Raw genomic sequence first — 20,143 nt, forward strand, 5'->3', positions numbered from 1 at the left:
GGACTGGAATCCCCAGACTAAACTGGGTAGTGTGCGCCGCAACATGCCGGTGATGCGCCGCGAAACATAAGGGCACGATTCATGAAAAGTGAACTAAAACAAACGGATACCGCTAGTTTTACAATTGGCGGCAAGTCCGCCGAACTACCCATTTTCAAGGCGACTCACGGACCGGATGTGGTCGATATCCGGACCCTCTATAAGCAGAGCGGCGCATTTACCTTCGATCCCGGCTACACCTCGACAGCGAGCTGTGAGTCCAAAATCACCTTTATCGATGGCGACGAAGGCGTTCTGCTTTATCGCGGCTTTCCCATCGACCAGCTTGCAGAACAATCGAATTTCATCGAAGTCGCTTATCTCCTGCTGAAGGGCGAATTGCCGACCGCCGAGCAGCGCGCGGATTTTCAGCATTCCATCACCATGCACACCATGGTTCACGAGCAACTGAAGAATTTCTACAACGGCTTCCGCCGCGATGCGCATCCAATGGCGATCATGGTCGGCGTGGTCGGCGCGCTTTCCGCTTTTTATCACGACTCAACAGACATCTCCGATCCCAAGCAGCGCCTGATCGCAAGCCATCGCATGATCGCGAAAATGCCGACGATCGCAGCCATGGCCTACAAATATTCAATCGGGCAAGCATTTGTCTTTCCGCGCAATGACCTCGACTACACGTCGAACTTCATGCGCATGTGCTTCGCCGTTCAGGCTGAGGAATATGAAATCAATCCGGTGCTTTCGAGCGCGCTGGACAAGATTTTCATCCTCCATATGGATCACGAGCAAAACGCATCGACCTCGACCGTTCGTCTCGCCGGTTCATCGGGCGCCAATCCCTTTGCGTGCATCGCGGCGGGCATCGCCTCGCTTTGGGGACCGGCCCATGGCGGCGCCAACGAAGCGGCGCTCAACATGCTTGAAGAGATCGGTTCGGTTGAGAAAATCCCCGAATATATCGCCCGCGCCAAGGACAAGAACGATCCGTTCCGCCTGATGGGCTTTGGTCACCGCGTCTACAAGAACTATGACCCGCGCGCCAAAGTGATGCGCAAGGCCTGTCACGAAGTGCTTGATGCGCTCGGCGTTCGCGACGAGCCGCTTCTCAAGGTCGCCATGGAGCTTGAGCGCATCGCGCTTGAAGACCCGTATTTCGTCGACAAGAAGCTTTACCCGAACATCGATTTCTATTCCGGCATCACCTTGCGCGCGCTCGGTTTCCCGACCGAGATGTTCACCGTTCTGTTCGCTCTCGCCCGCACGGTTGGCTGGATCGCGCAATGGTCGGAAATGGTCGAGGATCCGAACCAGAAAATCGGTCGTCCGCGCCAGATCTACACAGGCGCGCCGCAGCGCGATTACACGCAGATTGACCAGCGCTAGGCGATCGGCGCATTAGAGGCCCTACATGCTTTGGCTTGCAGTGCATATGTGGGCGCTGCTCCTCGCCGCTTTCGGCGTGGGGCTTGGCGTCGGCTTTTGGATTTGGGGCCAGCGGTCCCGGCCTCCTGCGCCGGTGAAAATGGAAGACGCCCCGTTGGGCACCCTCAATCTTGATGATGATTCAGGCGCGACCTCGCGCCCGACAGGAGTTGATGAATGATCCCGCGTTATACCCGCCCGGAAATGGCGGCAATCTGGTCGGATGCGGCGAAATATCGGATTTGGTTTGAGATTGAAGCTCACGCTGCAGATCGGCTGGCCGAGCTCGGGGTGATTCCCGAATCCGCCGCCAAGACCATCTGGGAAAAGGGCGGCAAGGCAGAGTTCGATGTCGCGCGCATTGATGAGATCGAGCGCGAGGTTAAGCATGATGTCATCGCTTTCCTCACCCACCTTTCCGAGTTTGTCGGCGATGACGCCCGTTTCGTGCATCAGGGCATGACTTCTTCCGATGTGCTCGACACTTGCCTGTCTGTGCAGCTTGCTCGGGCGGCCGATCTTCTGCTTGCGGGCATGGACAGGGTGCTGGCGGCGCTCAAGACCCGCGCGCTTGAGCATAAAGGCTCGGTCACGGTCGGTCGCAGCCACGGCATCCACGCCGAACCGACGACCTTTGGCGTGAAGCTCGCCGGGTTTTACACAGAATTCGAACGGGGCCGCCGCCGCCTTGTCGCCGCCCGTGAAGAGATCGCCGTCTGCGCAATCTCCGGCGCAGTGGGAACCTTCGCCAATATCGATCCGTCGGTGGAAGAACATGTCGCCGAAAAGCTGGGCCTCAGCGTGGAGCCGGTTTCGACGCAGGTCATTCCCCGTGATCGCCATGCCGCTTTCTTCGCCGCCCTTGGCGTCATCGCCTCTTCGGTGGAGCGGCTCGCGACTGAAATCCGGCATTTACAGCGCACAGAGGTCCTCGAGGCAGAAGAGTTCTTCTCCAAGGGCCAAAAAGGCTCGTCGGCGATGCCCCATAAGCGCAATCCGGTGCTGACGGAAAACCTGACCGGCCTCGCCCGTCTGGTGCGCATGAGCGTTATCCCGGCGATGGAAAATGTCGCCCTCTGGCATGAGCGCGACATCTCGCACTCTTCTGTGGAGCGCGGCATCGGGCCTGACGCCACCGTGCATCTCGACTTCGCCCTGCACCGGCTTGCCGGGGTCGTTGAAAACCTCGTCGTCTATCCGGAGCGCATGCTGGATAATATGAACAAGCTTGGCGGCCTGATTTTCTCGCAGCGTGTGCTGCTCGCCCTCACTCAGGCCGGCGCCTCCCGCGAGGAGGCCTATAGCCTGGTCCAGCGCAATGCCATGCCGGCCTGGCGCGGCGAAGGCTTGTTCCTCGACAATCTCAAGGCGGACAAGGACGTTTCGGCGCACCTGTCTGCTAGTGAACTGGAGAGCCTGTTTGACCTCTCCTATCACACCAAAAATGTGGACGCGATTTTCCGCCGGGTCTTCGGATCGTGATTGCCCGCGCTATTTAGGCGCGTTGCCTCCGCCGGTTCGCAGGGCCAGATAGGCCCCATGACAAACCAAGTCCAAACCTTCGGTGAGAGCCGGAACAATCGCTCCTGGCTGCAGGCGATGGCCCGCGGATTCAGCCATCGCTGCCCCCAATGCGGGCGCGGCAGGCTGTTCAAGGGCTATGTGAAAATCAATGAGACATGCCCGTCCTGCGGTGTTGATTTCTCCGGCCACCGGGCTGACGACGCCCCGCCCTATATAACGATCATCATTGTCGGGCATGTCATGATCCCGCTCGCGCTCGCGGTTAAGCAAGTTTTCGATCCCCCCTTGCCGCTGCAATTCGCCATCTGGCTGCCGGCCATAACAGCCGCCGCCTGGGCGCTCCTTCCCGCTTCGAAAGGCGCCATGATCGGACTTCAATGGGCCAACCGGATGCATGGCTTCGCCGGACCGGACGCCGATCCGAATTCGGATGTGTGAATCTGCTTGGCTGAAATCGACAGCGCATGGCTTGACACTGAAACGGTCATGAGTATGGTCCGCGCTCATTTTGCGCATCTATAGGTCTGCAGGAGCCTCCAATGGCCAAACCAACAACCGTAAAAATTCGGCTCAATTCTTCCGCCGGAACAGGCTATTTTTATGTAGCCAAGAAAAACACTCGCACCATGACGGAAAAGCTCGTCCTGAAAAAGTACGATCCGGTTGCGCGCAAGCATGTGGATTTCAAAGAAGGCAAGATCAAGTAGGTTCAAGCCTTCGCCGCAGTCAAAAAAGGCCGCCCATTGGGCGGCTTTTTTTGTTTTCTCATGCGCGCTGATCGCGGCTAGGCGGCGCTTTGAATGACCCTGTTGCGGCCGCCATTTTTGGCCTCATAAAGCGCCTCGTCCGCCCGTTTGATCAGCTTCTGGGCGCTGTCGTCTTCCGGTCCGTTTTCGGTCGAGGCGAGCCCGATCGAAACCGTGACGTTCAGCTCGTCACGGCCGCTATTGAGGTGGAATTTCTGGGTCGCGATCTCCTGGCGCAAACGCTCCGCAACGACCGATGCGAAGGTTAAATCCGTGTCCGGCATGGCGATGAGGAATTCCTCGCCCCCATAGCGGCAGGCGAGATCGATGCCGCGGATTGAATTCGAGATCCGCTCGGCAAATTCTTTCAGCACGCGGTCGCCGACATCATGGCCGTGCGAGATCGTTCACGTCCTTAAAGTGGTCAATATCGATGACCATCACGGAAAGCGGCCGGCCAGTCCAATAGGCGCGGTCGAACATGGCTGACAGATGGCTGGCCAGATAGCGCCGGTTATAGAGCCCGGTAAGCTGGTCGGTCACCGCCATCTCCAGACTGACCTGGAAGGACGAACGCAACTGGTCCACATAGCGCTTGCGGCGCAATTGGGTTGAAACGCGCGCCGTGAGCTCGTTCTTGTCCACCGGCCGCGTCACATAATCGTTGACGCCGATATCAAGCGCCCGCACCAGCTTGCGCGTGTCGCCATGGCGCACCACGGCCAGGATGGGCGTCAATCGTGTTTCTTCAAACGACCGGATGGAGGAGCAAAGACGCAGCGGGTCCATCGCTTCAATCGACATATTCACAAGGATAAGGTCGAATTCGCCCTGACGCGCGCGAGTGAGCGCCACTTCCGGATCGGTCTCGTGAGTGACCTGATGGGAGTCCTCGCCGAGCGCGGTAATCATGCGCGCTGCTTGTTCCTCATTATCGTCGATCAGGAAAATCCGCGCTTCGTTCGTTCCGGCATCCGGATCGATCTTGCCGACAATGCCCAGGTCTTTGCCTGTCGCATAGCGGGCGCGCAGTTCATCCGTCATCATTTTGAGGCGTGTCAGCGAACGCACGCGCGCAAACAGAGCAAGGTCTTCAACCGGCTTTGTCAGAAAATCATCTGCGCCCGCTTCAAGACCGACAATCCGGTCGGCTTGCTGGTCAAGCGCCGTCACCATCACGACTGGAATATGCATGGTTTCCGGATTTGACTTGAGTTTGCGGCAAGCCTCAAACCCGTCCATGCCGGGCATCATCACATCGAGAAGCACGATATCCGGCTTCTCCTGCGCTGCCAGATCCAGCGCCTCCTGACCTGAATATGCGCCGAGCACGTCAAAATACTCCGCCCGCAATTTCGCTTCGAGCAGTTTGACGTTCGGTTCGAGATCGTCGACGACTAGTACGCGCGCCGTCATGGAGCCCCCATGGCTATTACAGTTAGGGTTTCGTTAGCTGCTTGGAGCCTAGTCCAAATATCTTTTCACTTTCTCAAGAAAAGAGGCCACGGAGATCGGTTTTGCGATGTAATCTTCGCATCCCCCTGGCGAATGCGCTCTTCGTCGCCCTTCATGGCGAAGGCTGTGACCGCAATCACCGGAATCTCCGCGAGTTCGGAGTTGGCTTTTATTTCCTTGGTCACCTCAAGCCCGGATACTTCGGGCAATTGGATGTCCATCAAAATCAGATCTGGCCTATGATCGACGAGCTGCTCCAGGGCTTCCGGCCCGGTGCGCGCTTCCAGCGTCTGGTAACCGTGAATCTGTAGAAGATCGCGGAACAGCTTCATGTTCAGCTCGTTGTCTTCAACGATCAGCACAGTTTTCGGCTCGGCTGAATAATCGAGCTTTTCCATAGCTGACATAGTACGCCTTTTTGTCCTGTCTCGCGCGGGTAACCACCGAATCGGCCCCGCCGATAGAAAGTTTTGGGTTAAAGGTCTTAATTGAATGTTTATCCTGATGAACAAGCCCGTGATTTTAGACCGCGCCGCCCCGTTAACCTGTTGTTAAATGTCAGATTTTTCTGGATATTCCGGATTTTGCCGAGATTGTTTCGCCCCCGTCCTGACGGTGGAAGGCGCCCGGTTTGCGACCTGTCCCGCCTGCAGAATCAGCCCGAATTATCTCTCATAGCGAATTGTTTTCGCTCTCAATCGCACATTTGGACTGCGATGCGTTTTACGCCGCGGTTGAAAAACGCGACGACCCAAGTCTCGAAGACAAGCCGGTCATCATCGGCGGCGGGGTCCGCGGCGTCGTCTCAACAGCCTGCTATGTGGCGCGGACCTATGGCGTGCGCTCGGCCATGCCGATGTTCAAGGCCCGCGAAGCCTGCCCCGACGCCGTGATCATCAAGCCCAATATGGAAAAATACGCCCATGTCGGCCGGCAGGTGCGCAAGATGATGCTCGACCTGACGCCAATGGTCGAACCGCTGTCCATTGATGAGGCCTTTATGGACCTTACCGGCACGGCGCGCATCCATGGCGGCCCGCCGGCATTGACCCTTGCAAAACTTCAGGCTCGTGTTCGCTCGGAACTGGGCGTGACCGCTTCTATCGGCCTTTCGCACAACAAGTTCCTCGCCAAGATCGCTTCCGACCTCGACAAGCCGCGCGGATTCTCCGTGATTGGAAAAGCCGAGACAAAAGAGTTCCTCGCCCGCCAGCCCGTCACGATGATTTGGGGTGTTGGCAAAGCGATGGCCGCCAAGCTTGAGCAGGACGGCGTCAAGACGATCGGCCAGTTGCAAAAGATGGATGCGGCGGCGCTCGGCAAACGCTATGGCGAAATCGGGCTTAGACTGGCGCGGCTTTCTCAGGGCGAAGACAAGCGGAGCGTCAAACCGGAACGCGAAACCAAGAGCGTCTCTTCCGAGACAACATTCAATTCCGATATGCGCGATGTAAAGTGGCTGGAGGACATTCTCTGGGAGCTTTGCGAAAAGGTCTCGGCACGGATGAAAGCGTCGGGCTTTGAAGGACGCACCGTTACGCTGAAGCTCAAAAGCGCCGACTTCAAAACCATCACGCGGCGCACCACGCTGGACGCTCCGGCCAATCTTGCGCGCATCGCCTTCGCCGCCGCAAAGCCGATGCTGCATGATGCGGCTGCGGGAAAGGCGTATCGGTTGATTGGCGTCGGCTTTTCCGGGCTATCTCTCGCGGGTGAAAACGCCGCGCCGCCGGACCTTTTCGGCGACAGCAATGAAAAACTCGCCAAGACCGAAAAAGCGATTGACGCGATCCGCGAAAAATTCGGGCGGGACGCGGTGAAGGCCGGCCGAAGCTTGCGGCGAAAACCGTGAGAACCGCTGCAACCCACTGATTTTACGGCCCCTTGCTTCGCATCACCGGCCAGTGCGTGACGCATTCGAAATGCCGTGATAACGTAACGCAAGGGGTGGCTGGCTTACATGCCGGCTAGAGAAATCGGGGGCGTTCAATGGGGTTCTTGTTCAGAATTTTGCGGCGGATTTTGATCATGGCTGTCGTACCGGCGCTATGTGTCGGCGCCGGCTGGTATGCGGGCGCGAAATACGGCGCGTCGCCCCTCCTCATCAACGCAGTCGATGGCGCTCTGTCGCGTGGCCGCGCGATCCTGACGCCTATTCTCGGCGAGGCCGCCCGTAAAGGCGGTGAAGCCGCGAAGACCGCTGCGCAGCAAGGCGGCGAGTATGTGGTCGGCACGGTTGAGCAAATGCTCCAGGACCTAGCGGAGAAACCCGAGGAAGAAGAAGCCGGCGAGGAAGCTGAAGACGAACCAAAGGATCAGGCGCCCGGAGAGACAGCCGACAAAGTTGAACCGGCGTCCAAACCAGTGGCGACTCCGACGCAGACTCCTGAAGGCGGGATCATCCTGTGTAAAATGCGTATCTCGAACCAGCCGCGCCAGGGCGCACCGGGATCGAGCATCGGCGCCGCTGACGAGACTGCGCGCTATAGAGGCGCCAGCTTGTTGCTCATGCCGGCGACCAAAGCCTGCCTCTCTTCCGGCTTCGGCTATCGCAGCGGCAAGCTGCATAAGGGCGTCGACTATTATTCCGATCAGGGCGGCGATGTGCTCGCGGCGGGAGACGGCGAAATCGTCGAAGCGGTCTCACGCAGCGACTATGGCAACATGATCGTCATCGATCATGGCAATGGGGTTTACACCCGCTATGCGCATCTCGCGCGCTTCGGGTCCGGCGTGCGCGAAGGCGCGAGCGTCAAGCAGGGCCAGACCCTGGGGCCGATCGGCCAGTCCGGCGCTTCGTCAATCGTGCATCTGCATTATGAAGTGCTGACTGGCGATTACGAGACCAACGCAAAGTCCTTCGGCCTTGAGGCGGTTGACCCGTTCGGCCTTTAGGCGCGCCCTGACCCGCTAGCGTCTCCATTCTGTGACCGCCATCACAGACGCCTGACCCGCGCCGGATTATGGTTTCTCCCAGATAAGCATTTCAGGGAGACCCGCATGAAACCGATCAAACTTATGGCCGCCGCCCTTGCCGCAACATTGTGTGTGTGCGGCGCGGCGAGCGCCGGCAATACGGGATATATGAAACTTCCCGACATTGCCGGCGAGTCAAAGCGCGCGGCTGTCGGCGGCGCCCAGACCACGACAATCGGCGCCAATCGCAGCGAGACCATCAAGGGCGGAGAGGCGGTGATCATCGCCGCTTTGTGGAACGGCAAGGACGCGCCGCCGGCGAAAGGCAGGCCCGGCACGGCGAACCTGACACTGAAGCGCGGCATGCTCTCGCAAAGTTTCGCGCGCCTTAAAGCCGAGCAACGAGAAATTCCATCGCTGACCCTCACCCTTGGCGAAGGGCGCAGCGCGGTCGAATACAAGCTGGAACGGGTTTTCGTGAAAAGCTGGTCCACAAGCGGCGACGCGGATGATCGGCCCACGGAGGAAGTCGCGTTCTACTACAACAAAATCAGTTTCTAAGTCTCGGCTCTGGCTGTCCCAACACAGCCGGGCGCCGCTGATAGCGGCCGGGCGAAGACGCCCTCCCCGTCCGGCCGCAATTGAGGTCCCGCGCGCGTACCGGTTTGCGCGGGGCCTTTTTTGCGTCTGAACGGCGCGGGAGAGACATCCGCAGGCGCTGATCGCGCCCCGCGACTCGTTTATACTCGCCCCCGTGAAGCCAGCCGCCGCCATAGCGCTTATCCTCGCCGCCGCCTGTTCGCGCGGGCCTGATGCGATTGCGCCGCAAGCGATTCCACCGACGCCGAGCCTCAAGCCCGAATGCGGCGTCGCCTCCTATTATCACCGCACCCTGGCGGGCAACCTCACCGCCAATGGCGAGACCTATGCCCCCAAGGCGCTGACCGCCGCCCATAATTCCCTGCCCTTTGATACGGAAGTCACCCTGCGCCGCCGGGACAACGGGAAAACCGTCACGGTTCGGATCAATGACCGCGGACCGTTTGTCGAGGGGCGGATCATCGACCTCTCCCGCCGCGCGGCGAAAACCATCGGGATATTTGGGGAAGATGGGGTGGCTGAGGTGTGTCTGGTGATGGTGCGGGAGGGTGTGATGGTGGAGTGATGGGTGCAGATGTTTATTTGCGAACCCTCTCAGCTTGCGACTCCTCACGGCTTGCCCGTGGGGTCCAGCACCCGCCCTACTCGCAAGCGCGCCTCATGAGGGGCGCGAGGGAGATGGACGCCACGATCAAGTCGTGGCGAGGCGTCGGCGGAGCCGTAGAGTGCATTAAGCGAATGGCAATGCATCGTACACGCTTGCTAGCGATACCCGTTAACCACTTTTCTGTTTACTATTACAATATGATTTTAGTATTCTCATAATAGGCATTTAATAACCATTTGAATACTGATTTACAGCCCCCATATTACCTTCAGAAACGAAGCACTCGTTGATGTTTTGATCTCGTCCGACTTCAAGCAACAAAGGAGATTAAACAATGGCAACAAATCCACCAGCCGGTGACGGCCATCGGAACGGTTCCGTTAAGGGGAGATCACAGACAAAAACCCCATCCGGCAACTACGTCAAACGCAACACCAAAACTGGACGCTTTATGGATGTGAAGTCCTCTTCCAAGCAGCCATTCAAGGGTGTCAGAAAAGAGAAATAATGTCTGTACGAAAAATTCATCTACGAAAAATACTACAGCTATTTTATCTTCCTGACGCTGCGTTAGCATCCAAACTTAGGGAAGATATTCGAACTGAAATTGCAAAAGAACGCGGCTATAGTGGGGGCGGCGGCGATTTTTACATTCCATTTTGGACAGATGCCAAAGACCATATTTCAGGTGCCGTTGATTTAACCGAAGCAACAGAAAGCAGAATTCAAAGCAATCAGCGTCGAGCGCGGCTCTATCCAATTCTTAGGGACGGTTTTTTGCGATGGTGGGTCGAAAAAAGACGTTGGAGCAATCAACCTTTTGATCTCTTCGCCGAGAATCCGAAATCAAGGCATGACTTTGCTGACTTAGGCGTAACAATAAAAGTTGAAAATACAATTGCTGCAAGAATGGGTGATGGATCGAATAGGATTGTATACCCCTACTTTGTTGAAGAGCCCGCCTTGGGAAATGAATCTATTCGAATTGGTTTATGGATGATGTTAGAGGCGCTTCGCGATTATGATTTAGCGGATATGCGCATCTTAGACGTAACACGAGCATCCTCTTATTCAGCGGAAGACGTTCCTTTGGCTGGTGATGAAGAGGCGATGTTTCGCCGGCACTACCGCCGTATTCTGAGAAAACGGGAGGAATTACGGAAAGAATACTAAGAGAGCGGGCGCGTTAAAACAGCTTCCTCGGGGTTTTCAATTGCTGAGAGAATGTTCTCGGCCACCTTATCGATTAATTTACTTCCCCAAAATGGGTCACTTACGTCATAGTAGATGACTCGAATATGCTGTAAGTCGAACGGCACATCCCCTTCATTCGACGAAACTAAAACTACCGGCTTTTCCAAAGCATGGGCCAAACCTAATTCATAAAACACATTTGGATTTCGTGACGTCAATTCAGCGACCAATATTTTCGCATTATTTATTCCGGCCCAAATTTGATCAATTATTTTTCCGGTTCCAAAAATATCTGCATCTGCGCGCATAGGCACGAGCCCAGCCTTCTTTATTGCGGGCTTATAAATTTTTTCAAAGTATCCTCCCAGCGGATCTGCGAAAGGCATCATGACAAAACAGGTATCCGTCGAATCAACTTTTACTGTCTTTTCCAATTTTTTTAGCGTAGGCGACCGAGTTTCGCTTGATGGCTTGTCATGAGAAATGTCTAAAATACGAAGCTTGCCATCATGTTCGCTAATAAGCTCAGCAGCCCTTAGGGATGAAATTAGAACGTCCTGAAATTCACTAAGTTTATCGGCTGGCACTTTAAAATTATCGACAAGCGCATTTTTTAAGAACTGCGGGTCAGGTAGGTTTTCCCCCGATAATGCCCGTATACAGATGAAATTACAGGGGCTTCTAATACAGCCTCTCTCAAAGCAGCTATCCTGTCTTGAGGACTCTGAGGACGTAGTGCTTTTTTCGCCCTCTCTGTAACTAGAACCTGACCAGGACTAGGCCGATCCAAGAAACCATACTTTATCCCAGAGCTTATTTCGACTTGAAACGGGCCGTTAAACCCTACGCCAACGAACTTTGCGGCCTCACGAGCGGTGCAGGATTTACCAGCGTTCTGTTCAAGAATTGCTTGAGCTACCCGAAGAGCCTTTTCCGCAGAATGCCGTGGGTATTTGGCAGGCGGAGAAACCTTCTTTCTTGCTGTCTTAGCACTAGGATCTCGTTTTCTTCGCCATCCTTCTCCTCTTATTGGCAACTTAAGAAATACTAATCAAACATGCACGACCCGCCCATAAGCGTCCAGCACGCTTTCATGCATCATTTCCGACAGCGTCGGGTGCGGGAAGATGGCGTGCATCAGGTCTTCCTCGGTACCCTCCATGGAGCGGGCGAGGCCGAAGCCCTGAATCAGCTCGGTGACTTCCGCGCCGATCATATGGGCGCCGAGGAGCTCGCCGGTTTTTTCGTCAAAGATGGTTTTGACCATGCCTTCCGGCTCGCCCAGCGCGATCGCCTTGCCATTGCCGACAAAGGGGAAGCGCCCGACCTTGATCTTGTGGCCGGCGGCTTTCGCCTTGGCTTCGGTGAGGCCGACGCTCGCGACTTGCGGGTTTGAATAGGTGCAGCCCGGAATATTCGAAGTGACCATCGGATGCAGGCCTTTGACGCCCGCGATTTTCTCGACACACAGAACGCCCTCATGCGACGCCTTATGCGCCAGCCACGGCGCGCCGACGAGATCGCCAATCGCATAGAGCCCCTTGACGCCCGTTTCCAACCATTCATTGACGATGACATGGCCGCGGTCGATTTTGACGCCCAGCGCTTCTAGGCCGAGATTTTCCGTATTCCCCGTAATCCCGATGGCGAGGATGACGCGGTCCGCCTCAACTTCCTGCGTCTTGCCGTCTTTGAGCTTGATGGTCGCCTTCACCGAACTCGCCCCCTTGTCGAGTTTTTCAACACTGGCGGAGGTGAGGATTTTCATCCCCTGTTTCTTGAACTGCTTTTCTGCGAATTTGGAAATCTCTTCGTCTTCGGCGGGCAGGATGCGGTCGACCATTTCCACCACGGTCGTCTCCGCGCCGAGCGCGTTATAGAAACTCGCAAACTCGATGCCGATGGCGCCGGAGCCGATGACCAGCAGCTTCTTCGGCATCACATCGGGGATCATCGCTTCCTTGGCGGTCCATATGAACTTGCCGTCCGCCTCAAGCCCGGCGGCGGGGATGGTGCGCGCCCGCGCGCCCGTCGCAACGATGACATGCTTGGCTTTGATTACCTCTTCGCCCTTCTCGGTCTTGACCTTGACGACAGGCGCGGCGGCTCCCTTCTCCAGCCGCGCGGTCCCGTAGACCACGTCGATCTTGTTCTTCTTCATCAGGAAGCCGACGCCCTTTTCCATCCGCGCCGACACGCCCCGAGAGCGCTCCACCACGGCCTTGAGGTCAAAGCCGATATTATCCGCCTTGAGGCCGAAATCGGCGGCGTGCTTCATATTGGTGTAGACTTCGGCGGTCCGGAGCAGCGCCTTGGTCGGGATGCAGCCCCAGTTGAGGCAAACCCCGCCCAGCGCGTCGCGCTCCACGATTACGGTTTTCATCCCCAGCTGGCTGGCGCGGATCGCCGCCACATAGCCCCCCGGTCCTGAACCGATCACCACGAGATCACACGAATGTTCCGCCATTTGCTGTCCTTCACGCTTGCTGGGTCTGCTGTCGCGCGCGACTATAGCCACGCCGCCCGAGAAGAAAACAACCGGAAGGGAAATTTCATGACAATCAAGGCCTTGCGCACCCCTGAAGCGCGTTTTGAGGGGCTTTCCGGCTGGCCCTATGCGCCGCGCTATGTGGAAGACCTCAAGGGCTATGACGGCCTGCGGATGCATTATGTGGATGTGGGGCCGAAGGACGCGGAGGTCACGTTCCTCTGCATCCATGGCGAGCCGTCATGGGCCTATCTCTTTCGCAAGATGATTCCGGTCTTTACCGGGGCCGGTCATCGGGCGGTCGCGGTCGATCTGTTCGGCTTCGGGCGCTCAGACAAGCCGGTCGATGATGATGCGTATACCTATTATTTTCATCGCAACGCCCTGCTCGCCTTCGTTGAAAGGCTAGACCTCAAAAATGTCTGCCTCGTCGTGCAGGACTGGGGCGGGCTGCTCGGCCTGACGCTGCCATTGGCGGCGCCGGAGCGCTATACGCGCCTTATCGTCATGAATACTGGCTTGCCCGGCGGCGAGGAAGCGCCGGAAGGTTTCGCCATGTGGCGCGCCTTCAACCGCTCACAACCCGATCTCGATGTGGGCGGGCTGATGAAACGCGCAACGCCGATCCTCTCCGACGCCGAACAGGCCGCCTATAGCGCGCCCTTCCCCGATAAATCCTACAAGGGCGGCGTGCGCCGCTTTCCTGAACTGGTCATGCTGAAGGAGCAAGGCAAGGAGCTGACGCCCGCTTCGGCGGAAGGCGTTGAGACATCGCTCGCGGCGCGCAAATTCTGGTCGCAGGACTGGACCGGCGACGCGTTCATGGCGATCGGCATGCAGGACCCCGTCCTCGGCCCGCCCGCCATGCACGGGCTGCGCAAGATGATCAAAAACTGCCCCGAACCGATGGAAGTCAAAGACGCCGGTCACTTCGTGCAGGAATGGGGCGAACCAATTGCCAAAGCGGCGCTGGAGAAATTCAACATCGCGTGACCGTTTTGCGCATATACAACGTTTTTATGGCAATGTCCTAAACCTGATACTTCAGTTTTGTGACACATCTGTATTTCTAATCTAGCACCTTTAGTAAGTGTACTAAATATTTGTTGTTGACTCCGCACTCTGTATTTGAAAGCTTTCGCTGGCGCTGACCTTGTCAGCGCCAGGGGCTGGAGATGGTGATGCGGGGGCGTCAATACAGCGAAGTCGCTTCGGCGGCTGTCGGGAGTGTTGCTGACGACAGGGCAGCGACAGGCGTGGCGACAAGCGAGTCGGGCAATCCCGGTATTTTCTTCGCCTGCTTAACCGCAACTTTTGTTGTAGTGATCGTAGCGGTCATTGCGATTTATTTCACTCGCACGGCCATGCTTTCCAACTTGCGCGAATGGACCGGCGTTGAGGAAGTGCAACGGGACCCGGCATCAATCATGGCACCGGAAAAATTGGCTGAACGCCAGCGGGAAGAAGAACTGCTGACAAGCTTTCTTCTGCAACCCGAAATCATTGAAGAATTGTCGAGCACCGACCGGCAGCTCCTCGTGAACGCTATCAACCGGCTTTACCGCGACTATGCAGCTGGCGCGCAAGTGGCTGCGGAGCGCGCGCTGAATCGTCTTGCGCTGTTGCGATTGTCGCTGACACGTCTGGCCGGTCTTGAAACGGCGTTACGTGCACGCCTTGAAGTCGGCGGCGACCTGGAGGCCGTTCAACAATTGCGATTAGCCATAGAACAGACTTTGCGGCGCATCGATGAACATGCGCTGGCCTATGTTCGCGAATTGCAGGAGGTGAAATTTCGCGGCGACCGGTCCGCCACGTCATGCGCCGATCTTATCTCAGTACTTGCCGCGCGCTACGCCGCCGAAGATGGCGGCGCGACAGGCGGCGCAGTCGAGAACCCGTCACGGCTGAATGTCAGCAACGCGGCGAAAGACAGCTTTCTGGATCTTCTCGAGCTGCATTGCGTGGCTGCCAACGCACCATCGGAAGCGCTCGTTATTCGTTCGACCTGCGAGATGATGCCACCAGCCGGCGTAAAACCCAGCGTCTGCGCACCGGCGCGTCTCCCAGAGAGCCGCACATGACCATTCCTTTCAGTGATCCAAAATAGACGGAGCTTTTATTATGACCAAGATCTCGTCCAGACGCCGCCTCCCCTCCATCGCTCTAGTCGCCACCATTCCCATGGTCATGACCGGTTGTATGTCTGAAACCGGTCAGGGCGCGGCCGGGGGCGCAGCTATCGGCGCAATAACCGGTGCGCTGATCGGCGGAAAAAAGGGTGCCGCTATCGGCGCGGTCGCAGGTGCGGCGCTCGGCGCAGCCAGTGGAGCCTATCTTAAAAAACGCCGGCAAGAATACGCGACGCTCGAAGAGATGGCTCACCAGGAAATCCAAATTGCTGACAGCCGGAACGCAAGCCTAGCAAACGAAAATGCGATACTGGAATCGCAACTCGCCGCGCTTAACGCAGATGTTGCAATGATCAGTGATGACGTCGACGCAACGCAAGCGCAGCGAAATGCGCTCTCTGCTGAATCGAAAGCCCTAAAAGCGCGTATCGCCGCGCTCGACAAGGTCATCGACCAGACCGAAACGGATATTAAAAACCAGGAAGCGATCGTGGAATACCTTCGCAACAATGAGAAAGTCGCGGAAGCGGAGAGGCTTGAGAATGTGCTCCAACAACAACGCGATGTGCAACTTTCGAACCTGCGGGAGACGCGCGCCGCCGCCACGCAGGCGCTGACAGAAGCTCAGCGCTACGTTTAAACGAGGAGCTGGAAACATGCAGAGATTTTCCGCGTCCGTTCTGTCGGCCGCTTGTCTGACCCTCGCTGGTTGCGCCACAAGTTCAGACTTGGCTAGCTGCGACCCGAATGTTGCGAGCTACACTCGCACGCTTTCAGGCCTGACTTCTGATTGTTACAATGCGCGGCAAGATGAGCTGGCCGCGATCCGCGCCCAACAAGAAGACGAACGCAGCCGCCTTGATGCCGAACAGCGCTCGATCCTCTACGATACCGATATTGCGATGCTGACAAAGTCGGAACAGCAAAGAGAACTGTCCCGACTGAACGCCGATATCAAGCAATTGCGCGACGATATTCCTAACGCCGCCTCGCTCGAAGCGGGGCGCGCTGAGCGAGCGGCGAACCTGCAGCGCGATTTGGATGACCTAATCGCCAAAGTCGACGATCTCAAAGCTAAAGTGGACACAGCCGATCAGGACATCGCCCGGCTGAACGCGGAAATACAGGAAGTCTTGCGCAAGCAGGATCAAGTGCGCGCGGAAATTATTGCGCTAACTGAAACCGGCGCATAGTCGCTTACGTGTCGACGCCGCCTTAAAGGTCCAGAGCTATGGAAGCTGCAGTGGAATCTCAGAACCAATGGGCGTGGGTTTTTTCGCCAGTCGGCGGAATCGTTGTGCTCTACGGCTTGGCGTTTGTTGCGGTTTCCATCGACGAACTCAGAAATGACGAAGCCGCAAACCCCGTCTATAAATTCTTCGACCGGCTAGGCGACACGCGTTGGCTGCGTATATTTTTTGTTCGTTTGGTTGCGCCTGCAATTTTCTGGGCCGCCGCTATGTGGGCGTTGATGCCGCAGCTACGCAAGGCGGGAGAATTTGGACCGACATTGAGCGTTTATGACGTTTCACTGCCCATGTGGCTGGGCGCAATCCTCTTTTCGACCGTCCTGCTATGTCACTATTTCTTTTGGGATGGAAACAAACCAAGGTTTTTTCGCAGCCGCGCTGAGAGCTTGAACAATGCAGTGGCCAGGTACATCGCGCTTGCACCAGCGCTTGCTGCTGATTTTGTCAAGAGCAAGCCTTTTCTAGGCTCTGTTTTATTGTGCCTTGTGATTTTCTTTCCAGGGATAACCGTATTGGAAAGCATCGCATCCGATGCAAACGGGTTAGCGTCGCAGGGAGTTTCGGGCAATCAACTCTCTCAACTTTCGCAAGTTTCCGCGCCTTCCATATGGTCTGTGCTCAATTCCTTGATTGACAAAGCGCTTATCACGTTGCTCCCCGGCGGCGGCGGCGGCGGCGAAAATAAGATATTCTTTTACCGGGGCATGGCGCCGTTTCTGATCGCATTTATCTTCGCCACCTATATCTCCTTTGACAAATTCATTACGGATTTCACCTCGCCTGGCGATGACGAGATTATCAACAAAAAAAACAGCCGAAGGGATATAAGAAACGGCGCGCTACTGCTTGGCGCTTGTCTTGGGATCGTAGCTGCCGGGATGCATTTATGGGACTATCCAATCGCGGATTTCGCGCCGGTCAAATGGCTGGCCAGGACTTTCGCCGGCGATCATGCGGACCAACTTTTTGAACTCCGTCTGGCTGTCGGCCCATCAAACCACAGCCCTGAACCTGTTCCTCTTTGGTGCGTTGGCGTTTATTTTCTTCAAGGATATCGCCACATTTTGCGCGCGCTGCGCAGCTCGTACAATAGTTGGCGCGTTATCGACAATCATGATCGGCCGCACGGGCAACCGGGCGCTTGACGTCACGCCTAGACACGGCCTGTTGGCGCTGGCTGCGCTGTTCCTGACTTTTACGTCATTCGTTCTTGAACATGAGCAGCGCTTTCCCGGCCAGACATTCGCCATTCAGCGCAGTTCTGCAGATCTGACCGGAACGGCAAAAGTGCTATATGTCTCGGACGAAGTGGTCGCGGCTGTGGGTGGAGACTTATTTGATGTATTCGATTTGTCTATTCCCGGCATTTTCGAAATGCCACCCGAACTGCTTACCAAGGATGACGATCTGGTCCAGTTGGGGTTTAATTTTACCGAAGTGACGCATCAGCGCAAAAACCTGATCATGTCGCTATTTGTTCTGGCTTTCCGTACGGCGCTTGTAGGTGCGTTGTTCGTGACGATTATGGGCGGACGACACAACAACTCCAGCCTGAATTAAATTCGGAACAACGGTTAGTCACCCCCGACACGATAATCCGCAGTCGCTTCGGCCAGCAGCGCGTCAAGCGTCATCGGCGGCGTTTTCCATTCTTCGACCGCGAAGACCGGGGCCTGGTCCGCGTAATGCGGTGACGCTTCATCCAGCGTCGACGCGCCGAATTGATGGATTGTTTTGATTTTAACATCGCCCGCGCCGGCCCAGTCCGCATACAGAATATAGGTGTCGCCGGCGACGGATTTGAGCGCGCCCGGGCCCTCAGCCGCCGGATAGACCGCCCGCAAGGTGTCCGGCCCGCCATTCAAGGGGAGCGATAAATCACCGCGCATCAGGCGCACCGCCTCGCCCCATTCCGGATCGATCCGCCCGAAACGCGCGGTCAAATCAGCGGACGTTTCACGCAATGCTGTCTCATAATCGGCGGTTTGCACGCCTTCATCATTGAGGAGATAGCCCCGAGCCTTTTGCGCGGTGAGGATCGCCAGCGCCGCCGAGCGGTTTTCCCTGGCGACCGACCCATCCCATGCGGCGAGCACCGCGCGCTCTGCATCAAGCCCCTCGCCGCCCTCCGCCGCCAGCGCGCGCACAAGCTCCATCACGCGGGAGTCCTGCGCATAAGCGTGGTCGAATTTATAGGCGACGAATTCCTTCGCAGTGATCGATTTGTCGCCGCCATACAGCGCCTGTATGCGCAGGCCGCGATTGGTGGTGCGCTGGTCGATGCCGAAATGGGCCGGAAAGTCTTTTACTTTGGGATTGTCGCCCGCTCCGGACGCCTTGAAGGGCGGATGGTTGGCGTTCACCACATAGCCCGATAGGGGCATCACCACTTGCGGCACGTCGTTCAATGTCCGTTTGCCGCGCCAGACCAGCCCCGGGTCGGACCCGTCCTGCACTTTCGACCAATCCGGTCCCGCAGCGCGCAAAGGTATCGCCGCGTTGTAGTAATAGGCGATCACGCCGTCCCCATCCGCATAGACCGCGTTGAGGCTGGGGATCGCCAGCATCTCCATCGCCGAGCGCCATTCGGTGTAGTTGGTCGCGCGGTTCATGCGGTAATATTGTTCGAGCACGCGAATTTCGCCATTGCCTGCATAGGAAACCGCGAACCACCCTTTATCAGTTTCAAAAACCGGTCCGTGGACAGAGGAAAGCGCCCGGCGCGTCACCGGCAGGCTGAACGGCCCCCATAAATGCACACGGAAACTGACGCTTTTCGCATTGAAATTGCGCCAGCCGCCGTCAAAGCGATATCTTTTCGGCTTCTTCGCATTGTCGACCTCAAGCGCGTAGATATCCACCAGATCCGGCTTGTTGACTGTGAAAGCCCAGCCGAGATCAGGCCCCGCACCATGCAGGATCACCGGCGCGCCGGGAAAGATGCCGCCGATCATGTCCCACCCCTCGCGGGATTTCACCCGCGCTTCATACCATGCGACAGGCCCCGTATAGGGCTGATGGGAGTTCACCATAAGGCGGGTATGGCCGTCGGCGGAGCGCACGGGCGCCACGGCGACCGCGTTCGACCCAAGTTCGAATTCCTTCGGCACATTGAGCAATGCTTCGCGGGCATTTTCGGCGCGCTCCTGCATCACCACATCGCCCTCAAAAAGTTTGGTGAGTTGTTCTTCGAGGCCGTAGAAAAACGGCGTGCGCGATGCAAAGCCCGCGACCACATCTTCGCCGGTCACCGGCAGCGCATCGGGTAAACACCGCGACTTGTCTTCGGCGCAGAAGAAATTGATCCCGACCGCATAGGCTTCCGCCACGGCGCGCGTTTGTTCACTCAGATTGTCTTCATAATGTGCCGCGATTGAATCCGCCGATCCCATGGCGCGGATCAGATAGTCCGTAATCGCCGCATCCTTGCCGTCGCGTCGCGCAAGATCGCCGCGTGAAAATAAAATGACTTCCTCGATGGTTTCCCAGTCGTCTTCCGCATGGGCGTAGGCGAGACCGAAAGCCACATCGGCGTCGCGCTCGCCATAAATATGCGGCACGCCGTAAGCGTCACGAATGATGCGCGCATCATAGTCTTTCGCCGCCGCGATCGCGGTCTCGGGATCGAACTCAGTCAGCGCCGGTGTTCTGAGATATAACGCCGCCGCCGCCAGCAAAGCGAGCACGGCCAATGCGCCAAATCGCAGAAATTTCAACATGATCCGCCCCATATCAGACATCCGGTCTTATGCCGGAAGGCGTGATATTGCCATGGTTTTCACCCCCGGAACCAGCCTATAACGCAG

Annotated in this window: 19 protein-coding genes and 2 pseudogenes; 16 read left to right on the forward strand and 5 right to left on the reverse strand. The window is 57.0% G+C overall.

The annotated features are described in order from the left end of the window. Window positions 1-81: 81 nt before the first annotated feature. The 5 genes from gltA (at window position 82) to rpmG (ending at window position 3,656) form a co-directional block, all read left to right on the forward strand. Window positions 82-1,386, forward strand: coding sequence for a citrate synthase (gene gltA / locus AC0L8G_RS12320; RefSeq protein ID WP_473384486.1), 1,305 nt, complete (start codon window positions 82-84; stop codon window positions 1,384-1,386). Window positions 1,387-1,411: 25 nt separating this feature from the next. Beyond that, entirely contained in the window at window positions 1,412-1,606 is a 195-nt protein-coding gene (locus AC0L8G_RS12325; protein WP_473384487.1) for a hypothetical protein, read from the forward strand. Beyond that, window positions 1,603-2,907: an adenylosuccinate lyase gene (gene purB / locus AC0L8G_RS12330; protein WP_473384488.1), complete on the forward strand. Its 1,305-nt coding sequence runs from the start codon at window positions 1,603-1,605 to the stop codon at window positions 2,905-2,907. The genes AC0L8G_RS12325 and purB overlap by 4 nt, the downstream gene beginning before the upstream one ends. Before the next feature lie 57 nt (window positions 2,908-2,964). Then, window positions 2,965-3,387: a DUF983 domain-containing protein gene (locus tag AC0L8G_RS12335; RefSeq protein WP_473384489.1), complete on the forward strand. Its 423-nt coding sequence runs from the start codon at window positions 2,965-2,967 to the stop codon at window positions 3,385-3,387. 101 nt (window positions 3,388-3,488) lie between these two features. Beyond that, window positions 3,489-3,656: a 50S ribosomal protein L33 gene (rpmG, locus tag AC0L8G_RS12340; RefSeq protein ID WP_473384490.1), complete on the forward strand. Its 168-nt coding sequence runs from the start codon at window positions 3,489-3,491 to the stop codon at window positions 3,654-3,656. Between the two features lie 77 nt (window positions 3,657-3,733). Here the strand turns inward: rpmG and AC0L8G_RS12345 are convergent. Next, a pseudogene (locus tag AC0L8G_RS12345) lies at window positions 3,734-5,111 on the reverse strand (PleD family two-component system response regulator). A 48-nt stretch (window positions 5,112-5,159) separates the two neighbouring features. Then, a pseudogene (locus tag AC0L8G_RS12350) lies at window positions 5,160-5,548 on the reverse strand (response regulator). A 284-nt stretch (window positions 5,549-5,832) separates the two neighbouring features. Between AC0L8G_RS12350 and AC0L8G_RS12355 the strand changes: the two are divergent. From AC0L8G_RS12355 to AC0L8G_RS12375, 5 genes are all read left to right on the forward strand, one after another. Beyond that, window positions 5,833-7,002 carry a DNA polymerase IV gene (locus AC0L8G_RS12355; protein WP_473384491.1) on the forward strand — a complete coding sequence of 390 codons (1,170 nt, stop codon included), beginning with the start codon at window positions 5,833-5,835 and terminating at the stop codon, window positions 7,000-7,002. Between the two features lie 176 nt (window positions 7,003-7,178). Then, entirely contained in the window at window positions 7,179-8,045 is an 867-nt protein-coding gene (locus AC0L8G_RS12360; protein ID WP_473384492.1) for a M23 family metallopeptidase, read from the forward strand. 105 nt (window positions 8,046-8,150) lie between these two features. Continuing rightward, window positions 8,151-8,627: an Hcp family type VI secretion system effector gene (locus AC0L8G_RS12365; RefSeq protein ID WP_473384493.1), complete on the forward strand. Its 477-nt coding sequence runs from the start codon at window positions 8,151-8,153 to the stop codon at window positions 8,625-8,627. Window positions 8,628-8,820: 193 nt separating this feature from the next. Further along, window positions 8,821-9,231, forward strand: a complete 411-nt coding sequence (locus tag AC0L8G_RS12370) for a septal ring lytic transglycosylase RlpA family protein (RefSeq protein ID WP_473384494.1) — start codon at window positions 8,821-8,823, stop codon at window positions 9,229-9,231. Window positions 9,232-9,780: 549 nt separating this feature from the next. Next, a complete protein-coding gene (locus AC0L8G_RS12375) occupies window positions 9,781-10,446 on the forward strand; it encodes a hypothetical protein (RefSeq protein WP_473384495.1) in 666 nt (221 codons plus the stop codon). Here the strand turns inward: AC0L8G_RS12375 and AC0L8G_RS12380 are convergent. Together AC0L8G_RS12380 and lpdA are read right to left on the reverse strand one after the other, a co-directional pair. Beyond that, on the reverse strand, window positions 10,443-11,054 hold the full coding sequence (locus AC0L8G_RS12380; protein WP_473384496.1) for a hypothetical protein: 612 nt from the start codon (window positions 11,052-11,054) through the stop codon (window positions 10,443-10,445). The genes AC0L8G_RS12375 and AC0L8G_RS12380 overlap by 4 nt on opposite strands. 464 nt (window positions 11,055-11,518) lie before the next feature. Continuing rightward, window positions 11,519-12,934 (reverse strand): dihydrolipoyl dehydrogenase, encoded by a 1,416-nt coding sequence (lpdA, locus tag AC0L8G_RS12385; protein WP_473384497.1) that lies wholly within the window; start codon window positions 12,932-12,934, stop codon window positions 11,519-11,521. Window positions 12,935-13,021: 87 nt separating this feature from the next. Here lpdA and AC0L8G_RS12390 point away from each other — a divergent pair, with 87 nt between their 5' ends. The 6 genes from AC0L8G_RS12390 to AC0L8G_RS12415 all read left to right on the forward strand — a co-directional run bounded on the left by AC0L8G_RS12390 (window position 13,022) and on the right by AC0L8G_RS12415 (window position 17,897). Then, a complete protein-coding gene (locus tag AC0L8G_RS12390; protein WP_473384498.1) occupies window positions 13,022-13,948 on the forward strand; it encodes a haloalkane dehalogenase in 927 nt (308 codons plus the stop codon). 182 nt (window positions 13,949-14,130) lie between these two features. Then, window positions 14,131-15,039: a hypothetical protein gene (locus tag AC0L8G_RS12395; RefSeq protein ID WP_473384499.1), complete on the forward strand. Its 909-nt coding sequence runs from the start codon at window positions 14,131-14,133 to the stop codon at window positions 15,037-15,039. A gap of 40 nt (window positions 15,040-15,079) precedes the next feature. Beyond that, complete coding sequence (locus tag AC0L8G_RS12400; RefSeq protein ID WP_473384500.1) at window positions 15,080-15,727, forward strand: YMGG-like glycine zipper-containing protein; 648 nt, start codon at window positions 15,080-15,082, stop codon at window positions 15,725-15,727. 16 nt (window positions 15,728-15,743) lie between these two features. Continuing rightward, window positions 15,744-16,280: a hypothetical protein gene (locus AC0L8G_RS12405; RefSeq protein ID WP_473384501.1), complete on the forward strand. Its 537-nt coding sequence runs from the start codon at window positions 15,744-15,746 to the stop codon at window positions 16,278-16,280. Between the two features lie 38 nt (window positions 16,281-16,318). Continuing rightward, window positions 16,319-17,482 (forward strand): hypothetical protein, encoded by a 1,164-nt coding sequence (locus tag AC0L8G_RS12410; protein WP_473384502.1) that lies wholly within the window; start codon window positions 16,319-16,321, stop codon window positions 17,480-17,482. Beyond that, window positions 17,451-17,897 carry a hypothetical protein gene (locus AC0L8G_RS12415; protein ID WP_473384503.1) on the forward strand — a complete coding sequence of 149 codons (447 nt, stop codon included), beginning with the start codon at window positions 17,451-17,453 and terminating at the stop codon, window positions 17,895-17,897. The genes AC0L8G_RS12410 and AC0L8G_RS12415 overlap by 32 nt, the downstream gene beginning before the upstream one ends. A gap of 14 nt (window positions 17,898-17,911) precedes the next feature. Here AC0L8G_RS12415 and AC0L8G_RS12420 read toward each other — a convergent pair whose 3' ends face one another. After that, window positions 17,912-20,056, reverse strand: coding sequence for a penicillin acylase family protein (locus AC0L8G_RS12420; protein WP_473384504.1), 2,145 nt, complete (start codon window positions 20,054-20,056; stop codon window positions 17,912-17,914). Window positions 20,057-20,143: the final 87 nt, after the last annotated feature.

The organism is Hyphococcus sp. D3-15 (genome assembly GCF_055809375.1).

Bases quoted from the DNA above. Each gene is read 5' to 3' on its own strand.
- purB (WP_473384488.1), top strand. From the start codon at position 1,603: ATGATCCCGCGTTATACCCGCCCGGAAATGGCGGCAATCTGGTCGGAT.
- AC0L8G_RS12395 (WP_473384499.1), top strand. From the start codon at position 14,131: ATGGTGATGCGGGGGCGTCAATACAGCGAAGTCGCTTCGGCGGCTGTC.
- AC0L8G_RS12360 (WP_473384492.1), top strand. From the start codon at position 7,179: ATGGCTGTCGTACCGGCGCTATGTGTCGGCGCCGGCTGGTATGCGGGC.
- gltA (WP_473384486.1), top strand. From the start codon at position 82: ATGAAAAGTGAACTAAAACAAACGGATACCGCTAGTTTTACAATTGGC.
- AC0L8G_RS12400 (WP_473384500.1), top strand. From the start codon at position 15,080: ATGACCAAGATCTCGTCCAGACGCCGCCTCCCCTCCATCGCTCTAGTC.
- AC0L8G_RS12375 (WP_473384495.1), top strand. From the start codon at position 9,781: ATGTCTGTACGAAAAATTCATCTACGAAAAATACTACAGCTATTTTAT.
- AC0L8G_RS12410 (WP_473384502.1), top strand. From the start codon at position 16,319: ATGGAAGCTGCAGTGGAATCTCAGAACCAATGGGCGTGGGTTTTTTCG.
- lpdA (WP_473384497.1), bottom strand. From the start codon at position 12,934: ATGGCGGAACATTCGTGTGATCTCGTGGTGATCGGTTCAGGACCGGGG.
- AC0L8G_RS12365 (WP_473384493.1), top strand. From the start codon at position 8,151: ATGAAACCGATCAAACTTATGGCCGCCGCCCTTGCCGCAACATTGTGT.
- AC0L8G_RS12325 (WP_473384487.1), top strand. From the start codon at position 1,412: ATGCTTTGGCTTGCAGTGCATATGTGGGCGCTGCTCCTCGCCGCTTTC.
- AC0L8G_RS12420 (WP_473384504.1), bottom strand. From the start codon at position 20,056: ATGTTGAAATTTCTGCGATTTGGCGCATTGGCCGTGCTCGCTTTGCTG.
- AC0L8G_RS12405 (WP_473384501.1), top strand. From the start codon at position 15,744: ATGCAGAGATTTTCCGCGTCCGTTCTGTCGGCCGCTTGTCTGACCCTC.
- AC0L8G_RS12390 (WP_473384498.1), top strand. From the start codon at position 13,022: ATGACAATCAAGGCCTTGCGCACCCCTGAAGCGCGTTTTGAGGGGCTT.
- AC0L8G_RS12415 (WP_473384503.1), top strand. From the start codon at position 17,451: ATGATCGGCCGCACGGGCAACCGGGCGCTTGACGTCACGCCTAGACAC.
- rpmG (WP_473384490.1), top strand. From the start codon at position 3,489: ATGGCCAAACCAACAACCGTAAAAATTCGGCTCAATTCTTCCGCCGGA.
- AC0L8G_RS12335 (WP_473384489.1), top strand. From the start codon at position 2,965: ATGACAAACCAAGTCCAAACCTTCGGTGAGAGCCGGAACAATCGCTCC.